At 40.2% G+C, this 21,447-nt stretch carries 25 protein-coding genes; 22 read left to right on the forward strand and 3 right to left on the reverse strand.

Annotated features, from left to right (window positions below):
- Positions 1-386 precede the first annotated feature (386 nt).
- Positions 387-728, forward strand: coding sequence for a zinc ribbon domain-containing protein YjdM (locus ACO1D1_RS11005; RefSeq protein WP_149868650.1), 342 nt, complete (start codon positions 387-389; stop codon positions 726-728).
- Between the two features lie 380 nt (positions 729-1,108).
- Here the strand turns inward: ACO1D1_RS11005 and ACO1D1_RS11010 are convergent, their stop codons facing one another.
- Complete coding sequence (locus ACO1D1_RS11010) at positions 1,109-1,549, reverse strand: YtoQ family protein (protein WP_423336013.1); 441 nt, start codon at positions 1,547-1,549, stop codon at positions 1,109-1,111.
- A gap of 208 nt (positions 1,550-1,757) precedes the next feature.
- Here ACO1D1_RS11010 and ACO1D1_RS11015 point away from each other — a divergent pair, with 208 nt between their 5' ends.
- The 5 genes from ACO1D1_RS11015 to ACO1D1_RS11035 all read left to right on the forward strand — a co-directional run bounded on the left by ACO1D1_RS11015 (position 1,758) and on the right by ACO1D1_RS11035 (position 5,507).
- Positions 1,758-2,186, forward strand: coding sequence for a DUF1801 domain-containing protein (locus ACO1D1_RS11015; protein WP_423335963.1), 429 nt, complete (start codon positions 1,758-1,760; stop codon positions 2,184-2,186).
- A 394-nt stretch (positions 2,187-2,580) separates the two neighbouring features.
- Positions 2,581-3,315: a CAP domain-containing protein gene (locus ACO1D1_RS11020; RefSeq protein WP_423335964.1), complete on the forward strand. Its 735-nt coding sequence runs from the start codon at positions 2,581-2,583 to the stop codon at positions 3,313-3,315.
- 134 nt (positions 3,316-3,449) lie between these two features.
- A complete protein-coding gene (locus ACO1D1_RS11025) occupies positions 3,450-4,445 on the forward strand; it encodes a zinc-dependent alcohol dehydrogenase family protein (RefSeq protein WP_423335965.1) in 996 nt (331 codons plus the stop codon).
- 161 nt (positions 4,446-4,606) lie between these two features.
- On the forward strand, positions 4,607-4,744 hold the full coding sequence (locus ACO1D1_RS11030; RefSeq protein WP_423335966.1) for a hypothetical protein: 138 nt from the start codon (positions 4,607-4,609) through the stop codon (positions 4,742-4,744).
- Entirely contained in the window at positions 4,725-5,507 is a 783-nt protein-coding gene (locus ACO1D1_RS11035; RefSeq protein ID WP_423335967.1) for an ABC transporter substrate-binding protein, read from the forward strand. Before ACO1D1_RS11030 ends, ACO1D1_RS11035 begins: the two co-directional genes overlap by 20 nt.
- 71 nt (positions 5,508-5,578) lie before the next feature.
- Here the strand turns inward: ACO1D1_RS11035 and ACO1D1_RS11040 are convergent, their stop codons facing one another.
- Positions 5,579-6,148, reverse strand: coding sequence for a TetR/AcrR family transcriptional regulator (locus ACO1D1_RS11040; RefSeq protein WP_423335968.1), 570 nt, complete (start codon positions 6,146-6,148; stop codon positions 5,579-5,581).
- Positions 6,149-6,356: 208 nt separating this feature from the next.
- Here ACO1D1_RS11040 and ACO1D1_RS11045 point away from each other — a divergent pair, with 208 nt between their 5' ends.
- From ACO1D1_RS11045 to ACO1D1_RS11120, 16 genes are all read left to right on the forward strand, one after another.
- Complete coding sequence (locus ACO1D1_RS11045) at positions 6,357-7,265, forward strand: DsbA family protein (protein ID WP_423336014.1); 909 nt, start codon at positions 6,357-6,359, stop codon at positions 7,263-7,265.
- Positions 7,266-7,460: 195 nt separating this feature from the next.
- Positions 7,461-8,285: a M55 family metallopeptidase gene (locus tag ACO1D1_RS11050; RefSeq protein ID WP_423335969.1), complete on the forward strand. Its 825-nt coding sequence runs from the start codon at positions 7,461-7,463 to the stop codon at positions 8,283-8,285.
- A 13-nt stretch (positions 8,286-8,298) separates the two neighbouring features.
- Entirely contained in the window at positions 8,299-9,231 is a 933-nt protein-coding gene (locus tag ACO1D1_RS11055; RefSeq protein WP_149868658.1) for an ABC transporter permease, read from the forward strand.
- A complete protein-coding gene (locus ACO1D1_RS11060) occupies positions 9,231-10,184 on the forward strand; it encodes an ABC transporter permease (protein ID WP_423335970.1) in 954 nt (317 codons plus the stop codon). The genes ACO1D1_RS11055 and ACO1D1_RS11060 overlap by 1 nt, the downstream gene beginning before the upstream one ends.
- Positions 10,185-10,188: 4 nt before the next feature.
- Entirely contained in the window at positions 10,189-11,187 is a 999-nt protein-coding gene (locus tag ACO1D1_RS11065; RefSeq protein WP_423335971.1) for an ABC transporter ATP-binding protein, read from the forward strand.
- A 25-nt stretch (positions 11,188-11,212) separates the two neighbouring features.
- Complete coding sequence (locus tag ACO1D1_RS11070; RefSeq protein ID WP_423335972.1) at positions 11,213-12,847, forward strand: peptide ABC transporter substrate-binding protein; 1,635 nt, start codon at positions 11,213-11,215, stop codon at positions 12,845-12,847.
- Between the two features lie 303 nt (positions 12,848-13,150).
- Entirely contained in the window at positions 13,151-14,074 is a 924-nt protein-coding gene (locus ACO1D1_RS11075; RefSeq protein WP_423335973.1) for a S66 peptidase family protein, read from the forward strand.
- 14 nt (positions 14,075-14,088) lie between these two features.
- Complete coding sequence (locus ACO1D1_RS11080; protein WP_423335974.1) at positions 14,089-15,189, forward strand: dipeptide epimerase; 1,101 nt, start codon at positions 14,089-14,091, stop codon at positions 15,187-15,189.
- Positions 15,182-16,081: an NlpC/P60 family protein gene (locus ACO1D1_RS11085; RefSeq protein ID WP_423335975.1), complete on the forward strand. Its 900-nt coding sequence runs from the start codon at positions 15,182-15,184 to the stop codon at positions 16,079-16,081. The genes ACO1D1_RS11080 and ACO1D1_RS11085 overlap by 8 nt, the downstream gene beginning before the upstream one ends.
- 15 nt (positions 16,082-16,096) lie before the next feature.
- Positions 16,097-17,101, forward strand: coding sequence for an ABC transporter ATP-binding protein (locus ACO1D1_RS11090; protein WP_423335976.1), 1,005 nt, complete (start codon positions 16,097-16,099; stop codon positions 17,099-17,101).
- Between the two features lie 3 nt (positions 17,102-17,104).
- Complete coding sequence (locus ACO1D1_RS11095; protein ID WP_423335977.1) at positions 17,105-17,881, forward strand: serine hydrolase; 777 nt, start codon at positions 17,105-17,107, stop codon at positions 17,879-17,881.
- A 551-nt stretch (positions 17,882-18,432) separates the two neighbouring features.
- A complete protein-coding gene (locus ACO1D1_RS11100) occupies positions 18,433-19,281 on the forward strand; it encodes a lysophospholipase (RefSeq protein ID WP_423335978.1) in 849 nt (282 codons plus the stop codon).
- A gap of 227 nt (positions 19,282-19,508) precedes the next feature.
- The gene (locus ACO1D1_RS11105; protein WP_423335979.1) at positions 19,509-19,880 is read left to right on the forward strand and encodes a DUF2089 domain-containing protein; all 372 of its coding nucleotides are present in this window, start codon (positions 19,509-19,511) and stop codon (positions 19,878-19,880) included.
- Entirely contained in the window at positions 19,881-20,270 is a 390-nt protein-coding gene (locus ACO1D1_RS11110; RefSeq protein ID WP_423335980.1) for an SHOCT-like domain-containing protein, read from the forward strand.
- A gap of 3 nt (positions 20,271-20,273) precedes the next feature.
- Complete coding sequence (locus tag ACO1D1_RS11115; RefSeq protein ID WP_423335981.1) at positions 20,274-20,543, forward strand: hypothetical protein; 270 nt, start codon at positions 20,274-20,276, stop codon at positions 20,541-20,543.
- Between the two features lie 123 nt (positions 20,544-20,666).
- A complete protein-coding gene (locus ACO1D1_RS11120) occupies positions 20,667-20,858 on the forward strand; it encodes a hypothetical protein (protein WP_149868671.1) in 192 nt (63 codons plus the stop codon).
- A gap of 72 nt (positions 20,859-20,930) precedes the next feature.
- Here ACO1D1_RS11120 and ACO1D1_RS11125 read toward each other — a convergent pair whose 3' ends face one another.
- Positions 20,931-21,383: a staygreen family protein gene (locus ACO1D1_RS11125; protein WP_423335982.1), complete on the reverse strand. Its 453-nt coding sequence runs from the start codon at positions 21,381-21,383 to the stop codon at positions 20,931-20,933.
- Between the last annotated feature and the right edge of the window lie 64 nt (positions 21,384-21,447).

The raw sequence follows: 21,447 nt of genomic DNA on the forward strand, positions 1-21,447 counted from the left end.
GGGCAACTATAGTTGCCAATCGGCATTTGACCCGGCTGTCCGTATGGCCTTAACTTCCTAAAATGAAGTGGTCAAAATTATCTGCTTGGAAAGACTCAATAATTTGAATAGTAGCTTTCCAATTAAAAAGAACTTTTTCATATTATCAGTATATTGCATAAATAGCAAGAGGAAAATCAATTTTTTTTTTTGGAAAATCTTGTGCGCGACTTTTTTTCGAATAGGCGTCTTTCTTAAGGTGTTAATCCGGTTTCTAGGAGGGCTTGTCGATAGAAGGAGAGTATGCCAATATAGATGGATAGTATGATCTCCCTATGAAATTTTCAGTTCACGATCGATATTCTTATATTTGGAAATTTACAGGGATGAATGGAGGAAATGAGAATATGTCAAGTTTACCAAACTGTCCAAAATGTAATTCAGAATACACGTATGAGGATCAAAGCCTTTTTGTTTGCCCGGAATGTGCTCATGAGTGGGCTTTAAACTCAGAAACGGAAAATAATGAAGACCAAAAGATAGTCAAAGATGCAAATGGAAATGTTTTAACTGATGGGGATTCTGTAACAGTCATCAAGGACCTGAAAGTAAAGGGAAGTTCATCCGTCTTAAAAGTAGGCACAAAGGTGAAAAATATACGTTTAGTTGATGGGGACCATGATATTGATTGTAAAATTGATGGCTTTGGAGCAATGAAATTAAAATCTGAATTTGTTAAAAAGGTTTAAATAACAGTCGTAATAAAAAGAACTGACATCTAAAAAAAGGTGCCTGATCCCAGATAAGTGAATGGGGGTCAGGCATTTTAAAATTTACAGGTAATGTGGCCTGTATAAATTAATCCTTTAGAATGGGTATTGCATGATTTATTAACCTCATAACACTTCAATGAGCGGATTTAGGCGTCTTATGGGCGAATAATGCCATTCAATGGGCGAATATCGATGTACAATGGGCGGATATTGCCATTTAATGAGCGAATCCAAAAATGCGACTTCTTTTTTGAAATAGCCGAAGGAATTCACAAGCAAAAATCTAGAGGAGATTTTGCTTGTGAATTTTCATATGGTTTATCTATGGTTGCCTGACCCCGATTGTGTCAAAATCATTATTCAAAAATATAACTTATAACATCCAAGGCTTGATCAACGGTTTCCACAGTTACATTCGCTTTATTGGAAAGTTCTTTTAAAGGATGTATTAATGATTCAGGTCTAATGATTATGGTAGGTTTGTTCATTGCTATAGCTGTGCTGGCATCCATGGCTGTATTCCATTGCTTATACTTTTCACCAAATAGGGCAATGACTATATCTGATTTCTGCATTAACACCTGTGTTCTGAAATTGTTAATATCAGAGGCAGCATCATCCTTATAGAAATTTCCGGGCTGCGGACCGAGAATTTCTTCGCCGATATTATCTGATCGTTCATGGTTTGTTTGAGGTGCGACAAATACCAAGGGGAGACTTTTTTCTTTTGCCTTTTTCTTTACGTCTTCTCTCCAAGTATCATGAATCTGCCCAGCTAAATACACAGTTAATTCCAACATGACCCCTCCAAAATTCGTTTTTCTAACCCTATACTATAAAATTTTGTAAGATTTTCAAAGGATTAGGATTCCTGCAAGGGTTAAACAAATGCAACTCATTGGCAAATGAAACCTTTTTCCATTTTTTAACGTAGAAAAGATACAAGCAAAAATAGAAGGATTTTCGTGTTTTCGGAGATAAATGAAAAAAAGGAGTGTGCAAATCATGTACGAATTAAAAACAAAAGAGACGGAGAATAGTGTCATTGAATTTATTGAAAAGGTTGATAGTCTAAAAAAACGTGAAGATGCCTATAAATTATTAGATATCTTTACGGAAACGACGGGTTATCCAGCAAAGATGTGGGGTCCCAGTATCATTGGATTCGGTTCCTATCATTATAAATATGAGTCAGGGCATGAAGGGGATGCACCGCTAGTTGGTTTCTCACCTCGTAAAGCAAAAATCAGTTTATATTTTGCGCCTGGAGAAACGAAACGGGAAGAATTGCTGGAAGAGTTTGGGAAACATACAACAGGAAAAGCATGTGTCTACATTAATAAAGTAGCAGATATTGATGTTGATGTGTTAAGGGCATTAATTAAGGAGTCCGTCACGTTTTTGAAAGAAATGTATCCGGAACAGGGGAAATGATCAAGTCCGTGCCTGCCTAGAGGTGCAAGTGACAAACAACGCTCAGAGCATTCTGAGCGTTATTTATATTCTTTTTTAAAACAAATTTAGCTGTAATTTACGATATTCAGCTGAAATATTTGTTATAAAAATCCCCGCTGATCAGAACTGTCAATCCCTTTATTTACTATAATTACTGGGAGAAGTTCATGAAAATGGAAAACCGATTGGATTAGGGATAATTTAAGTAGAATCCATAAATTGTTGATAGAGTCGGCATACCAATAGAACAGAATTATTTATAATTAGTTGCTGATCTGCTAGCTGTTAAATCCTTCCTTAAATATGACAAAAATCATATGGTACGATGAATGTGAATTTGAAAGGAATTTTTCCAAAACAGGAGGATGGGAATATGATAAAGAAGAAATTAATTCTAACAATTGCGGCCGCTTCGGCATTGGTGATGGCTAATCCTGTGATCAATAAGGCAGCTGCTGCAACGACTAGCCCACAGGTGCAAGAAAAAGTATATGTGTACCAAGGCAGTGATATGAATGAACTTAATAGTATCATAGAAAAATATCTTGCTAGTTTTGGATTTTTCAATAACGCAGTAAAGCAGCCAACTCAAACACAGAAGAATCAAACAGGGACAACTCAGCAGCCAACTAAGACTGTAGAGGCTAAACTGGTACAGCAGCAGCCAGCTCAGACTGCCGAGGCTAAACCAGTGCAGCAACAGCCGGCAACTTCACAACCTGCAAGTACTTTAAGTGCATATGAACAAAAGGTTGTTGACCTTACAAATCAAGAACGTGCTAAAAACGGTTTACCTGCCCTTAAAGTGGATTTGACGCTAAGCAAAATGGCTCATGAAAAATCTCGTGATATGTCTGCCAATGGCTATTTCAGCCACACAAGCCCAACATATGGTTCCCCGTTTGATATGATGAAGAAATACGGGATTACCTATCGTTCAGCAGGTGAAAACATTGCTATGGGACAAAGAACACCGGAGGAAGTTGTGAAGGCTTGGATGAATAGTGAAGGGCACCGCAAGAACATTCTAAGTCCAAACTACAACTATATTGGAGTAGGTTACGTTTCACAAGGAAACTATTGGACACAGGAGTTTATAGGGAAATAAAGCAAAAAAACTTGAGGAGCGTGATTCTCAAGTTTTTTTGTACGTTGCGTGATTACTAAAGATGTTTGAAAATTCATATTGTTTCTAAAAGTATAAGTGCCTAGTGTAAAATGAGGAGAGGAGGGTGATAACGAATGAAAGCACAAGTGATTAAAAAATTTGGAGATCCATCTGTTTTTGAAATGGCTGAGGTTCCTAAGCCTGAAGCCATTCCTGGGCATGTTGTCATTCAAGTAAAAGCAACAAGTGTCAATCCAATTGATACAAAGATTCGGTCTGGAGCGGTTGCAGCAATTGCACCAGAATTTCCAGCGGTATTACACGGTGATGTAGCTGGAGTCATTGTAGAGGTGGGAGAAGGAGTATCAGAGTTCAAGGTTGGTGATGAAGTTTTTGGCTGTGCTGGTGGTGTAAAGGGAACAGGTGGGGCCCTGGCTGAATATATGCTTGCGGACGTGCAGCTTCTAGCTGCGAAACCAAGAAATGTAACGATGGCACAAGCGGCGGCGTTTCCTCTCGTAATTATTACCGCATGGGAGGCACTTTATAATCGGGCAAATGTTCAAAACGGGCAAACAGTACTTATTCATGGAGCCGCAGGCGGAGTAGGTCATGTGGCCATTCAACTGGCAAAGTTAGCTGGTGCAAAAGTATTTACAACGGCTTCATCTGACGAAAAATTAAGTATGGGAAAGCGTTTAGGCGCAGATGTGTCCATTAATTATCGGGAACAGTCAGTCGAGCAGTACGTAAAGGAATATACAGATGGAAAAGGGTTTGACATTGTGTTCGATACGGTTGGCGGCGAAAACCTTGATCGATCTTTTCAGGCTGCGGCCACTTACGGAACAGTCCTATCAATTGCCGCACGCTCCACGCATGATTTGTCACCTCTCCATGCTAAGGCACTGACCTTACATATTACCTTTATGATTTTAAAAATCATGAATAAGGAAAAAAGACAGGAATACGGGAATATTTTACGAGAAGTAACGAAGCTTGTAGAGGAAGGGAAACTTCAGCCGTTAGTAGATGATAGTGTTTTTAGTTTTAATCAAGTAAATGAGGCACATTCTTTATTGGAATCTCATAAGGCAATTGGAAAAATTGTATTAACAAATGAATGGTAAATAAAGTGGATAGAAGAAAAGAAATGGTCGCCAATAAAGGCTATAAGCGACCGAAACTATGATAAAAGAGAGGGACCGGTCGCCAATAAAGGCTATAAGCGACTGAAACTATGAAAAAAGAGAGGGGACGGTCGCCAATAGGGTTATAGGAGCCCGAAACTATGAAAAAAGATGAGGACCGGTCGCCAATAAGTGCATCGGTCAGTAAGATCAATGTTCCACGTAAGAAAATAGTAAACAATAAAGTGACAATTAAAGCTGCCATAAGGGAGGAATTCGATGACACATTCAATAACTGATCATCTTGGTAGACGGGTGAATATTCCGGCTGTGCCCAAGCGGATTATTTCCATTTGTCCAGCAATTACGGAGACACTCTTTGCCTTAGGTATGGAGAATGAAATAGTTGGCCGGACAAAATATTGCATTTTTCCTAAAGGGATAGTTGACGAAGTATTAGTTGTCGGCGGTACAAAAGAAGTAAACGTGGAAACAATTCGTAATTTACAAGCGGATCTTATTTTAGCCGAAAAAGAAGAAAACACTGAAGAAATTGTGCTTGCACTTGAAAAAATTGCCCCAGTTTTTGTTTTGGAAGTACAAAAGATTGAAGAATCCTACCGGCTGATCGAAACGCTGGGGTTATTAACAAATAGACAACAGGCAGCTAGCCGCCTCATCACATCCTGCAAAGCATCCTTCCCTGTTCGTGCAGACAAGCAGAATCTAAACGCCGCCTATGTTATTTGGCGAAAACCATATATGGTAGTGGGAGGGACGACATACATTAATGATGTCTTGCACACACTTGGTTTCCAAAACCCCTTTGAAACGGGAGAATCCAGGTATCCAACGGTTACAAAAGAGGAACTTGCAGCTGCAAAACTCGATGTGCTTCTGCTGGCTTCCGAACCATTTCCCTTTCAAGAAAAACATATAGCGGAATTTCAATCGTTTCTACCAAATACAAAAATCGTTTTAGTGGATGGCGAGATGTTTTGGAACGGAGCGAAAATGCTGGAAGCAGGGCCTTACTTAGAAAAATTAAAAAAAGAATTATGACTCAAGAGGACGGACGGTTCTTATGGTCCTCACTTCAAAAACCATAAGAGCCGCCCAAGCGGCCTTCCCTGCTAGTTTTTAGAACCAAAATCAATCCCAGAAATGATATAAGGAATGGCTGATTTGATAAATTCCTCCGGTGGTATCTTTTTACTATTTCTTCTCCATTCTACAGAAGCCCCGTATATTCCCCAACTTAATATGACAGCAGTAATCTTTAGAGCTTCGTCCTCTTCCGTGTTATTTTGTTTTAACAACATTTTGTAAAAAATGATTTCGAGCTGTTCCCTAATAATACGGGCAATGGTATCTTCGTAACCTCTATGGCAGCGATTGGACAATGACTTTTGAAAATTTGTGATAGCAGTGAAGATCCTAACGAAAGCTTCTTCATTAAGTTCGTCATTCTGGTAGAAATCATAATTCAAATTAACTAACAATACCTCTGATAATACCTTCTCTAATAAATCATATATATCTTCAAAATGATAATAAAATGTGGCACGATTAATCATCGCCTCAGTTGTAATATCCTTAACGGTAATATCCTTAAATTCCTTATTCCCTGAAAGTTCAATGAAAGAATCCATAATTAATTTGCGAGTACGCAGAACTCGTGGGTCCGTCTTTGATTGAGTCATTTTGTAATCACCCCTACTTTTTAAACACTTTCTTAAATGTGTCGTATAAACAACATATCCACAGAACTATCGGTGTTGATAATTTTCATTATGACTTAAGATTTAATTGTGAAGCAAATAATATCAATTGTGTTTTTGAAAAGGAAAGCGTAGATACGTTTTGTAAAACAATTAAAGGGGGAAAAATGAATTGAAAAACAATAATAATATGATGTGTGATTTAGAAACAGGTGTCTGCGGAGTAGCTGGAGATGAGGAAATGGAAGTTATTGATTTTAATCAACCCAAAAAATCAATTAATCTTTATTATGTGACGGATCCAATTTGTTCGCATTGCTGGGCAATCGAACCGGTGCTTCGTCGTTTTGTAGAGCAGTATGGAGACTATTTTAACTTTCATCCGGTAATGGGTGGTTTGCTGGAAAAATGGCATGATGGACCAATCGATCCTGCAAACGGAATTTATAAACCAGCTGACGTTGCTGGTCATTGGAGAGAGGTGGGAGAATATTCAAGAATGCCAATTGATGGGTCGTTAATGATTGATAATCCTGTTCAATCCTCCTACCCACCCTCTCGTGTATTTAAGATAATTCAAAAAAATCACAATGAGAAAACAGCATTTGACTATTTGCGCCGTGCAAGAGAAGCGCTTTTCGCCTTCAATCAAAACATTTCAGATAAATCCGTTATGATTGAAATCGTAAATAAACTGGGTCTTGATGGAGAAGCCATTGTTAATGAAGCGGAGCAGCCAATCGGACAACAATTATTGAATGAAGATTTTGCTCTTGCCAGAAGCTTAGGTGTCAGAGGATTTCCAAGCATTATCATGATCAATGAGGAAAATAAAGGCGTAAAAATCGTTGGCGGGCGTCCGTTTGAATCCTATGTTGACGGATTAAAACAAGTTCTAAATCTGGAAGAACTTAAGCCAAAACAACCATCCCTTTCTAGCTTGCTGGAAAGAGAGAAACTTTTATTTTCTAAAGAAATTGAAGTCATGTACGATGTGGAACAATCAGATGTTACCTCGTTTATTGAAAAAGAGCTTCTACCAGATCGTTATCAAGTGAAGGAAATTCTAGGAGAACTCTATTTTACAACTACTAAATAAAGGAGAATGTAAAATAAATAATAAAACCCTGACTTTGGAACTACAGAAAAAAGGCAGGAGGATTCAATTGTGAATCTTCCTGCTTTTTTTGCGCATTTTCGGGACTTTTATACCATTTTTTGAGAGGTTTGTAAAATAGAAGGAAGTAATTTATAATAATAAGAAAATTATAAATTGATAGAAAGGGGTTTGGGGATGAAATTATATATGTCGGTTGACATGGAAGGAATTACAGGGATGGTTGACCACACTCAAGTTGATTCCGGTAAGCATAATTATGAACGAAGCCGTATTATTATGACGGATGAAGCGAATCATGTCATAACAGCAGCCTTTGAATCAGGGTGTAATGAGGTAGTAGTAAATGATAGCCATTCTAAAATGAACAATCTATTAATTGAGAGGCTTCACCCTGAGACACAATTAATTACCGGTGATGTGAAACCGTTTTCAATGGTACAAGGATTAGATGCATCATTTCATGGAGCGGCATTTGTTGGCTACCATGCTCGAGCAGCCCTAAAAGGGGTCATGTCACATTCAATGATCTTTGGCGTTCGCAATATGTATATTAATGATGTAGCGGTGGGCGAACTTGGATTTAACGCCTATGTCGCAGGATATTACGATGTACCGCTGCTGATGGTTGCGGGTGATGACCGTGCTGCACTTGAGGCAGAACAGTTGATTCCGGGTGTGACAACGGCAATTGTTAAAGAATCCATCTCAAGGTCCGCAGTCAAATCGTTGACACCCACTAAAGCTGGGCAGCTTCTCCGTGAAAAAACAGCTATTGCGCTAAAAAATAGAGATAAAGTGAGACCGCTTACACCGCCGGACCGCCCACTTCTATCAATTGAATTTACCAACTATGGAGAAGCGGAATGGGCTCATTTAATGCCCGGCACAGAAATTGTCCCAGAAACAACCATTGTTCGTTTTCAAGCAAAAGACATTTTGGAAGCCTATCAAGCAATGCTCGTAATGACGGAAATGGCGATGAGAACTACATTCTGTTAGGAAGTGGACAAGCATGAATTCATATTTCATTAAACGTTTTGCAGCGATGATTATCACGTTATGGCTCATCATTACAGCAACATTTTTCTTAATGCATTCGGTACCAGGTTCACCATTTAATGAGGAAAGAACAACCAATGAAGCAGTCCAGAAGAACCTCGAAGCCTATTACCAACTGGATAAACCGCTCATCGTCCAATATGGAAATTACTTAGCGGCACTTGTGAAATTAGACCTTGGCCCGTCCATTAAAAAATCATCACAGACCGTTAACGACATGCTGGGCAGAGGATTTCCGGTATCATTTGAACTTGGCTTTTATACACTTTTAGTTGCAATATTTTCAGGTATATTACTCGGAGTGCTTGCTGCCCTTCGACATAATGGAATTCTCGACTATGTGGCGATGAGTATTGCTGTAATCGGAATTTCGATACCGAACTTTGTTATGGCAACTTTTTTGATTGAGGAATTGGCGGTCAGATTTCCAATATTTCCTGTCGCTACATGGTCTAGCCCGAAACATATGGTATTGCCGATTTTGGCATTGGCAACAGGACCAATGGCAATTATCGCCCGCTTAACTCGCACATCGATGCTGGAAGTATTAACGCAAGATTACATAAAAACGGCAAAAGCAAAGGGATTGTCCCCAGTTAAAATCGTGTTCAAGCATGCCTTAAGAAATGCGCTATTGCCGGTTGTTACTGTTTTGGGTTCATTAGCGGCAAGTATCTTAACAGGGACATTTGTTATTGAAAAAATATTCGCGATCCCTGGGATGGGAAAATACTTTGTTGATAGTATCAATACGCGGGATTATCCCGTCATTATGGGAACAACAGTCTTTTATAGTGCCATTTTAATTCTTATGCTGTTAATCGTCGATCTCGCATACGGTGTATTGGATCCAAGAATAAAACTGCATAAAAAGGAGGCGAAATAATGGAACTACGAAAACATGAAAACAGAAATATTTCGCCAGATGTTCCAGATGAATGGTTTGTTCCTAAAGCACGAAATCAAATAGCTGCAGAAGCAGTCATAAGGCCAAGCTTGTCGTACTGGAAGGATTCTTGGCTCAGGCTATTAAAAAATAAATTAGCGATGGCTGGCTTAGTTTTCTTAGCCTTACTCACTTTATTGGCCATTTTCGGACCGATGATCTCGCCACATTCCGTGGAAAAACAATCGTTAACACTGCAGAATTTGCCTCCATCAAGCAAATATTGGTTTGGGACGGATGATTTAGGGCGAGACGTGTTTACGAGAACATGTTATGGTGCGCGAATATCATTATTTGTTGGATTAATGGCTGCCCTCATTGACTTTATAATTGGTGTTGTTTATGGCGGTTTTTCCGGTTACAAAGGCGGCCGGACCGATAACTTGATGATGAGATTTGTGGAAATCCTATATGGCCTTCCGTATTTATTAGTTGTCATTTTAGTTATGGTCGTGATTGGACCAGGATTAACCACTATCATTCTAGCATTGTCCATAACCGGCTGGGTCGGGATGGCAAGGATTGTGCGCGGGCAAGTCTTGCAAATTAAAAACTATGAATTTGTTCTGGCATCGAAAACGTTTGGAACAAAAACGGCACGAATTATCCGGAAAAATCTGCTGCCAAATACAATGGGTCCTATAATTGTCCAGATGACGCTAACGATCCCGTCTGCTATTTTTGCGGAAGCATTTTTGAGCTTCATCGGTCTGGGAATTCAAGCTCCGCATGCAAGCTGGGGGGTAATGGCTAATGATGGCTTATCTACTATTCTATCAGGATACTGGTGGCGTTTGTTCTTTCCAACATTGTTCATTTCCTTAACAATGTTCGCGTTTAATGTTTTAGGTGATGGATTGCAGGATGCCCTTGATCCGAAGCTTAGGAGGTAACATCATGGAGAAAATTCTACAAGTGAAGGATTTATACGTATCCTTTTCAACCTATGGCGGTGAAGTAAATGCGGTTCGCGGTGTCAGTTTTGACTTACATAAAGGTGAAACATTAGCGATTGTTGGGGAATCTGGCTGTGGGAAAAGTGTAACTTCACAAAGTATTATGAGGCTTATTCCCACTCCACCCGGAAGAATAACGGGCGGAGAAGTCCTTTTCCAAGGAATGGATTTAATGAAGTTAAAAGAACCGGAACTACGGAAACTTCGCGGTGCCAATATTTCGATGATTTTTCAAGATCCAATGACCGCTTTAAATCCAACGATGACGATTGGTGAGCAAATCATGGAAGGAATTATCCAGCATGAAAAGGTCACAAGGGGCAAGGCAAAAGAAGCAGCTATTGAAATGCTTACACTTGTGGGTATTCCAAGTCCTGAACAACGGTTAAAACAATACCCTCATCAGTTTAGCGGTGGTATGCGGCAGCGAATAGTCATTGCCATGGCGCTTGTGTGCCAGCCGGATGTATTAATTGCCGATGAACCGACAACCGCGCTTGATGTTACCATCCAAGCACAAATTTTAGAGTTATTTAGAGATATCCAAAAGAAAACAGGGGTATCCATCATTCTTATCACCCATGATTTGGGTGTAGTAGCACAGGTTGCGGACCGAGTTGCCGTTATGTATGCGGGAAAAATCGTTGAATTAGGGACAAGGCGGGAAATTTTTTATCAACCTCAGCATCCATATACGAAGGGATTACTTCAGTCCGTGCCGCGCCTGGACATGGAAAAGGAGGAACTTGTTCCGATCCCTGGAACACCGCCGGACTTATTTTCCCCGCCGGTTGGATGTGCCTTTTCAGCACGCTGTCCATATGTGATGGAAGTTTGTGATAAAGCCTACCCATTTAAAACCCATCTAAGCAGCAACCACCAAGTGGATTGCTGGCTGCAGGATGAACGAGCTAAAAAACTGGTTTCAACATTTGTTTAAATAAAAAAAAACGAGGGGGAGAATCATGAAAAAGTTAATGACATTGTTGATCACTTCTTTGCTTGTATTTGCATTAGCAGCTTGTACAGCAAACAAGGATGCAGGAAGTGAACCGAAAAAAGACGATGGAAAAGGAAAGTCTAAGGAAAAGGTAGAAAAAGTCCTATACCTTAATAACAGCCAAGAGCCAACCTCTTGGGATCCGGCCATTGGATTCGATGCCGTTTCTTGGAATTCTTTGAACAACATTATGGAAGGTCTGACCCGTTTGGATCAGAACCATGAACCAAAAGCTGCAACAGCTGAAAAATGGGATGTATCAGAGGATGGTAAAACCTATACCTTCCATATTCGTGATAATGCGAAATGGTCTAATGGTGATGATCTGACTGCGGGTGATTTTGTATTTGCCTGGAAACGTCTTTTAGATCCAAAAACAGGATCTTCTGCTGCATTCTTGGGTTATTTTATCGAAGGTGGAGAAGCATTTAACACGGAACAAGGGACTGCTGAAGATGTGAAGGTAAAAGCTGTCGATGAAAAGACGTTCGAAGTAACATTGACGAGCCCACAAGCATATTTCTTAAGCGTCATTGCCAATCCTGCCTTTTTCCCAATTAATGAAAAAGTTGCAACGGCCAATCCAAATTGGTTTGCTGAAGCAAGCTCATTCGTGGGTAATGGTCCTTTCAATTTAACTGAGTGGAACCATGATAGTGATTTCACTTTTACAAAAAATGAAAAATATTGGGATGCGAAAAATGTAAAATTGGATAAGGTGCATTGGGCGATGGTTGATGACCCAAATACAGAATATCAAATGTATAAAACTGGAGAGTTAGATACGTCTGATGTTCCTGCCGAACTTGCAGACCAGTTGTTTAAAGAAGGCGACGTGAAGGTTGAAGATCAAGCGGGTGAATATTTCTACCGCTTTAATCTTACAAAAGAACCTTTCCAAAACGAGAATATCCGCAAGGCATTCGCGATGGCCGTTAACCAAAAACAAATGGTTGAACTTGTAACAAAAAATCAGGAAAAGCCTGCCTATGGCTTTGTCTCTTACGGATTTAAGGACCCTGCAGGTAAGGACTTCCGCAAAACAAGTGGTGACCTTATTAAAACTGATGTAGAGAAAGCAAAAGAACTTTTGAAAAAGGGTATGGAAGAGGAGAAATACACGCAACTTCCGGAAGTAACTCTTACTTACAGCACAAGCGATGCACATAAGAAAATCGCTGAAGCCTTACAGCAAATGTTTAAAGAGAATTTAGGTGTCGATGTAAAGCTTGCCAATATGGAAAGCAGCGTATTTGCTACCGATCAAAAAGCATTAAAATTCCAGTTATCACGCAGCTCATTCCTTGCTGACTATGCAGACCCAATCAACTTCTTAGAAAACTTTATTACGGGATCTCCAATGAACCGCACTGGGTGGAGCAATGCTGAATTTGATAAATTAATTAAAGATGCAAAAAATGAAAAGGATGAAAAGAAACGCTTCGATATGATGTATCAAGCTGAAAAGATTTTATTCGATGCCGCACCAATCATTCCAATTCACTTCTATAATCAAGTATATTTACAAAATAAGGATGTAACAGGCATCGTTCGTCATCCAGTTGGATATTTAGAATTAAAATGGGCAGATAAGAAATAAGAACGGATTGCAGCGTTTCTTTATTCTTAGGCTCTGTTAAACGTGGCTGTTGATTTCCGCTACATCCGCTTCGCTTTCCGCGGGGCGGGCGGTGAGCCTCCTCGGCGCTAAAGCGCCTGTGGGGTCTCACCTGTCCCGCTGCTCCCGCAGGAGTCTCGCGGCTTTCGCTCCAATCAACAGTGGTAAAAAATCAACAATAAACTATAACAGAACCTATTTTTAAATAAGAGGGATGTTCGACTGAACATCCCTTTTACCCTAGAAACGTAGACTTATAGTTGTGCGAAAAGGGGGGGTTTTTAAATGAATGCAGTAAAGCCAAATCGGCTTAAAAAGGGTGATACCGTTGGGGTCATTGCCCCGGCAAGCCCGCCGAACCGGGAAAATCTAGAGCGTGGCATAGATTTTTTGAAGGATTTAGGACTAAAAGTTAAGGTTGGCAGCCATGTTTCCCGAATAAATGGTTATTTAGCCGGGTCCGATCAAGAAAGACTTGGAGATTTCCATGACATGTTCAGCGATCCAGAGGTTAAAGGCATCATTTGTGCCTGCGGCGGTTTTGGAACAGGAAGAATGGCCGGGCAAATTGACTACGAACTGATTAAAAAGAATCCCAAAATTTTTTGGGGCTACAGTGATATTACTTTTTTACATACGGCCATTCGGCAGCAATCGGACCTAGTCACCTTTCATGGACCGATGCTGGCTTCAGATATGGGGAAAGTGGATACACACCCATTATCAAAAGAAAGATTTTTGCAATTATTTGAACCTGCCCCTTTTGTCTATACGGAACAAATCTCTCCGTTGGAAGTTTTAGTAGAGGGTGAAGCAAAGGGAGAAATTGTGGGAGGAAATTTGTCGCTTCTAGTCAGTACGCTCGGAACCGCGTATGAAATAGATACGAAGGGGAAGCTGCTGCTAATCGAAGATGTGAATGAAGAGCCTCGGTCTGTTGACCGGATGCTCAATCAGCTTTATTTGGCTGGAAAGTTAAAGGATACTTGCGGCATTCTGATTGGAGACTTTTGTGATTGCACACCAAAAAGGAATCTTTCCTTCACGCTTGAGGAGGTCTTCACTCATTATGTTCAACTTGCACAAAAGCCGGCGATAAAGGGATTCATGATTGGTCATTGTAACCCTCATATTTCTATTCCATTAGGTGTGCAAGCCTACATGAATACGTATGAAAAAAAATTAATTGTCGATAGCGGCATCTTGTAAAGGATGGTTTATATATGATTATAGAGCAAATTGAAACATTCCGAGTCGCTGTTCCCTTGCATAAGCCGTTTAAAACGGCTCTCCGAACCGTGACGACAGCTGAGTCCATTTTTGTGAAAATTACCTGCGATAATGGAATCGTTGGCTGGGGTGAAGCACCTCCTACTATTGTCATTACAGGAGACAGCCTCTCGAGTATAGAATCTTCCATCCACAATACGATCAAGCCATTTTTACATAAAAAAAACCTGTTTCAATATGAGGTGATTTTTCAGGGATTAAAGACACTTATGGTCGGAAATCCGAGTCCAAAAGCTGCTGTGGATATGGCTATTTATGATTGTTTATCCCAATTTTGTAATCTGCCGCTCTATCAATTTCTCGGCGGACATAAAAAGGAAATGGAAACAGACTTTACCGTTAGCGTGAATGGGCCTGAGGAAATGGGCGAGGATGCAGTTTCCTATATCCAAAAAGGATTTAATGTCCTTAAGGTCAAGGTAGGGAAGGATGATATTGCAGCCGATATGGAGCGAATCAAGGAGATTAGAAGACGGGTAGGGAAGGATATTAAAATCCGCCTGGATGCGAATCAGGGCTGGACAGCGAAGGATGCCATCCGCGCCATCCGTAAAATGGAGGACCATGATTTACGAATTGAACTTGTGGAGCAGCCTGTCAAAGCAGACGATATTGATGGGTTGAAGCAGGTAACGGATGCAGTGGATACGCTGATTATGGCCGATGAAAGTGTGTTTACACCGAAACAAGCCTTTCAAGTTTTAAAAACAAGGAGTGCCGATTTAATTAATATTAAGCTGATGAAGGCGGGCGGCATTTATCAAGCTCAGATCATCAACCATCTTGCTGAAACATGCGGTGTTGAGTGTATGGTTGGCAGTATGATTGAAACCCGACTTGGTATTACAGCAGCGGCTCACTTTGCTGCAAGCAAGCAAAATATTACTCGTTTTGACTTTGATGCACCGTTAATGCTGGCAAAGGAAATCGTTGAAGGCGGAGTCCAATATAATAGTAGATTAATAACAATGCCGGAGGCACCGGGCCTTGGAATTAAGTCGATTGACATTAAAGGGGGAGTTTTAATTGGTTAAATGGATTGTAAATGTGCCGGTAGCAACTGTCTGGACGTCTGTTGATTCACCACGAGAAATTGACTATGCTGCGGTAACGAACCCCGTTTTGATTGATACGTGGTTAGATGGATTAACGTATGAAACCCGGCTGGGATTGTGCGATCAAAACCTTGTTCAAACGCAGCTATTATATGGAGAAGAAGTGATGATTACCGAGGAAAAGGAGGATTGGGCACATGTAATTATTCCTAGTCAGTCAACATCCAAGGAGACCCGAGGCTATCCAGGCTGGGTTCCGAAAACTCAGTTAGTGGAAGTGGCCGATGGCTGGAATATAACGGATGTCCCTGTCGCGATTGTGACTAGCCGAAAGGCAAAGTTGGTGAAAGAGAATCATCAATCGAGTTTAGAGCTCTCCTATTTAACAACCTTGCCTTTTTTATATGAAGAGGAAGGGAAGAGTTTCGTTAAAACCCCTGATGGGACGGGTGTGCTGGATGCAACGGATGTTGTTATCACTGATTCTCCAGCAAGAGGAGATGGTCAGGCAATCGTATCCGCTGGTGAGAGGTTTCTTCATTTACCCTATTTGTGGGGCGGGATGAGCAGTTATGGCTATGATTGCTCCGGATTCAGCTACTCGATGTGTAAGGCAAATGGGTATGTGATTCCCCGAGATGCCCATGATCAAGCAGCTGCAGGCAAAAAAATCGAAATAGAAGCGATCGAACCAGGTGATTTATTATTTTTCGCCTATGAAGAAGGAAAAGGGAGGATCCACCATGTTGGCATTTATTATGGAGATGGAAAATTACTGCACTCCCCAAATACTGGCAAAACAATAGAAATTATTCCTTTAGAAGGTACGATTTATGAGCAAGAACTATGTGCAGCAAGACGCTATTGGTGAGATGGAGGAATAACCATGGAGAAATTATTACAGGTAAACAATCTCAAAAAGCATTTTAACTTAGGTAAAGATCAAGTGTTAAAAGCTGTAGATGGTGTGAGCTTTCACATTAATAAAGGTGAGACCTTCGGAATTGTCGGAGAGTCAGGGTGCGGAAAGTCCACGGCGGGAAGAACCATTATCGGGCTTTATGATGTAACCGATGGTGAGGTGGTCTTTAAAGGGAAAGATATCCACAAATTAACATCGAAAGAGCGATTTGCTTTTCATAGACAAATGCAAATGATCTTTCAAGATCCATATGCGTCGTTAAATCCAAGGTCAACGGTAAGTGAAATCATTTCTGAGCCGATGGAGGTTCACGGCTTATATCCGAATAAGAAAGAACGATTGAATCGTGTCTATCAATTATTAGAGGATGTCGGTTTAAATCGCGAACATGCCAATCGCTATCCACATGAATTCAGCGGCGGACAGCGGCAGAGGATTGGAATCGCCCGGGCTCTTTCCCTCGACCCTGATTTTATTATCGCAGATGAGCCGATTTCTGCCTTAGATGTGTCCGTACAGGCCCAGGTCGTTAATTTGCTGACAAAATTGCAGAAGGAAAAAGGATTAACCTATCTATTTATCGCCCATGATCTTTCGATGGTAAAGCAAATTAGTGACCGGATTGGTGTCATGTATTTGGGACAACTAGTGGAATTGACGACAAGCAGTGAGCTATACAAAAAGCCGCTGCACCCATATACACAGGCATTGCTCTCAGCCATTCCTATTCCTGACCCAGACATTGAGGACAAGCGTGAACGGATCATTTTAAAGGGGGAACTGCCAAGCCCGATTAATCCTCCAAGCGGATGTGTATTTAGAACCCGCTGTCCAATGGCTATGGAGGTTTGTGCCAAGGAGAAGCCTGTCTGGCAGGAATACGAGGAGAGCCATTACATTGCCTGTCATTTATATGATAAAAATAAAACCGGTGATCATGATTATTCCCAGGTCGCTGCCGCGAGGTAACCGATGGATAGATTAATGGAGAAAATCGAAGAAGAACTCCGCGGCCTCAGCGGCCGGGCTGGCGTGGCGATCGAAATGGAAGGCAAATGCATTGATATAAATAGCAAGGAAGTGTTTCAATCTGCAAGTCTCATTAAGGTTCCTATTTTAATAGAAGGACTTCGGCAGAGTGACAGAGGTACACTAAACGTTAATCAATTAGTATCGATTACAAGTCCTGTTGGCGGATCCGGGGTTTTACAGGTATTATCCCGTGATGCACGACTGACACTGAAGGATCTCATGACCTTAATGATCACGGTCTCAGATAATACTGCCACCAATATCCTAATCGATGAATTAGGAATGGAAGCCATTAATCGCTCCATGGTAAAAATGGGACTGCAACATACCTTGCTTAATCGGAAAATGATGGACTTTGTGGCCATGGAGCAGGGGCGTGATAACTATACAAGTCCAGTGGATATACTGACATGTTTGAAAGTTATCAAAGAAGGATCCTATTTAACAGAAGAAAGCCGAGAGGAAGCCTTACGAATGATGAAGTATCAGCAATTTCAAGATAGACTTCCAGGTATGATGGACTTAGACAGGGTCATAGCAGCCAATAAAACAGGCAGTCTTCCTCACGTCGTACATGATTGTGCGATAATAACCTATAAGGGGAAAACGGCCTATGCGGCGGTCTTATTGGACCGCCTTGACGATGAGTTTACGGGGAACCAGATAATAAGTAGAATAGGTAAGCATATCTATGATTATTTGTTATTCGGAATTTGAGCGAACCATTAAAAGAAATCGGGTGAATATAAACAATAAAGAGCATTTCAGTGCGGAGGAATGCTCTTTATTTTTGTCTGAAATAAGAAATGAAAACCATAAAGCACTTCTGACTCGTTACATTGACCGTGAAGTGAAAAAGAAAGCGTAGACGGTAAATGAAAGCCCATTACATTAACCGTGAAGCAAAAAAGAGAGTGCCGAGGGTAAATGAAAGCCCGTTACATTGACCGAGGTTCAAAAAAGAAAGCGTAGACGGTAAATGAAAGTCCGTTACATTGGCCCTGAAGCGAAAAAAAGAGCCCCACCGGTAAATGAAAGCCCGTTACATTGACCGTGAAGCGAAAAAAAGAGCCCCGCCGGTAAATGAAAGCCTTTTACATTAAGAGAAAGGCATTTGCAAGGTGCCCAACAAAAATGTCAAAGATCATCCAAAGTGATACGTTACTTTGCTTATGATTTATACTAAAATGAACTTAAAAAGCTTACTAAAAAGGTTTTTGCAACGACAAATACATGTTTTAGGTGGTAGCATCTGGAGGATTTTTAGAATGATAACAGAAGGGACATTTAATGGTGTCGGTGGAATAGAGCTTTACTTTCGTGTGATCGAACCATTAACAGCTCCAAAAGCGGCGGTTATTCTAGTTCATGGTCATGGAGATCACAGCGGGGGAATGCAGAATATTATTGAAAGCTTGGTTAATAAAGATTATATTGTGTATGCCTTTGATTTACGCGGGCATGGGAAAAGCACAGGTAAAAGGGGATACATTCAGTCGTGGGATGAATTTAGCGGAGATTTACATGAGTTCCGCAAGCTTGTTTCCCTCAATCAGCCTGGATTGCCCTTGTATATTGTGGGACATAGTATTGGCGGTCTGATTACCCTTGAATATGCTTTAGAACACAGTCCAGGTATTTCTGGGATAATCGCGATTTCTCCCGCCATCTCTTATAAAGTAACACGCTTTGAGCAGTTAGGGATCAACTTAATGGGTAAGGTGAAACCCGACTATCGTATAAAAAAGCCCGGCAGGATTCGATTATTAAAGAAAAAATCGGCGATACGTGTGAAATACGAATCCGACCGTTTACGTCATAATATCGTGACCCCTGGTTTAGGCAGCAGTTTAATCCAAACAATTACACGGGTAGTAAATAAAGCGTCATCGATTACCCTTCCTATCTTATTACAATACGGCCAGGATGATAAAATTACTCCCCCATCAAAGCTGCGCCTTTTTTTTATTCTGATGGCCTCAAAGGATAAACAGATGATTGAATACCCATCGGCTCGGCACCGTCCATTTGATGAGGATGGAGGAGAACAATTTTTAGGAGATTTGGTTGGCTGGTTAGATAAACAGCAAAAGGTAATTAACAGGGAGTTTAGTTAAAATGGATTGTTGCTTCCCTTAACGCGTTAAAACATTGATACCAGCCATTCAGGAACAGACTCCGATTCAGGGTCTGCTTTTTTTGTTCATCTAAAATTACTGGTTATTTAAAGTTAAAATTAAATAAATTAATTTTTTTATAATTTTTTATAAAATATTTTAATTATCTATTTTAATTATTTAATCATTGTTGTATGATTAAGTTAAATAAAGGAAGGGAGAAAAAGATGGCCTATCCATTAATTACTGACTGTCCAGTTTGCAGCAAACAATTGAAAGTTACAAAGCTACAGTGCAAGCATTGCCATACGATCGTGGAAAACGAGTTTGAATTATCAAAGCTAGCAGCCCTTGGTCAAGACCAACTGCATTTTATTGAAATTTTTCTAAAATGCCGTGGAAATATCAAAGAGGTGGAGAAAGAATTGGGGATTTCCTACCCGACTGTACGAGGAAAATTAGATGATATTATTTCTGCTCTAGGCTATTCCACGCAAAAGAAAACGGAAGTGGATAAGAAAAAGGTAGTTGCAATGTTGGAAAAGGGAGAAATCACAGCAGAAGAAGCCATTCATTTATTAAAAGAGGGGGAATTATAAATGAAAGAGGAAATTTCAAGAGTGTTGACCATGGTCGAGGAGGGCAAAATCGATAAGGAAAAAGCAACGGAATTAATCAATGTCCTGCAGGGTAAAGAGCAGCAACAGCCAGTTCAATTAACAAAAGAAATCCCCTATGGCAGCAAAATGCTGAAAATTCGAGTTACCTCCGAAAAAGGGGATAATGTCAATGTGAATTTGCCGATTAATCTTATTAAAGCTGTTTTAAAGGTTGGAACGAGTATCGCAGAAAAAATTCCAGAGGCTGAAAAATATGTGAAGGATATTAATGTAGATCTTTTAATCACAGCAATTGAAAATGAATTGGACGGTCAAATTGTTGATGTGACTTCAGCTAATGGTGATAAAGTTTTTGTGGTAATTGAATAGTTTATGCTAAAAGTCAGGGTAAAAGTGAAAGATAAAAAATTCTCCGTACCAGTTCCTTATTCTTTATTAAATATGTTCAGTTTTATTCTTACTTCAAAAAGAGTAAATCGCTTGATTAATAACGCGATCGAAAAGAATGGCAGTAAATTTACCTTCCCGCAAATAGACAGAAATGACTTGAAGCCCCTGCTGCAAAGCCTATCTAAGCACAAGGGTATCGTATTAGTGGATACTAAATTAGGGGATGGCACCGAAGTTGAAGTAAGATTATGAGGCATTATTCCCAAGTTGGATAATGCTTTTTTTAATGGAAAATGCCACGTGAAATTTATATAAATAAAAATATTCATGCTATACTTGGGGAACGAATTGTGGTTCTGAAAGGAGTAAATTAGTTTGAAGTATATAAAATCGCAGATGCAACAGCTAATCAAGGATAATAAAGACTTGCATACACGCCTAAAAGAGTTGAAGGTAGAACATGGTCTTGAAAAAAACAATGCCCTCAAGGCTTTGTATCATTCAGAAGTTGCTGACGGAGGAAAATACCAGTCAGCTTACCAAGCGCTTGACCAACCCAGAAAGTAATAGCGCTATATTTCCATGGGCAGGGTTCCTCCGCATACTTGTGAACCAGAAATGGGACCTTTACATTATGATTTATATGGTAATACTTTGGAAATCCCCCCAATTTTCCTGCCTTGCAAATTGTGGATAAGCGGACATGAAGTGAATGAAGATGGGAGCTTGATCTAAATAGGGGTATGTGTTGAATAAAATCCTATCACCGTATCTAATAGCCGTTAAAGCAAGTGGTAATTCACGTCTAAATATTTCATTGCGTTTTGCCGAAACAGAAGGGGTATATTCTCCTTGATCGACGTATAAATAAACACAAAAACACAATGAACTTCCATATTGTTTCCATTCACCCAAAACTTCATCTCTCATAGGGTTAATTTTATCCCAGGCATACTTATTTCCGATGTTTAAAAATAGTTTCCCAGTCACATCAGAGTGAGTTAGTGTGTAACGCCTTGGAATAAGGGGCTCCGTAGCAGTTGCACCGTCCATGTATTCCACCGATAGTTTTTCAGGATAAAAAGTGCTCAAGTCATCACCTCCCATCAGTTTTTTATCATTATGCTGATGGGAGTTTATTTATTCGTACATACAA

The organism is Neobacillus sp. 19 (genome assembly GCF_049463095.1).
In the GTDB taxonomy this organism is placed as follows: domain Bacteria; phylum Bacillota; class Bacilli; order Bacillales; family Cytobacillaceae; genus Neobacillus.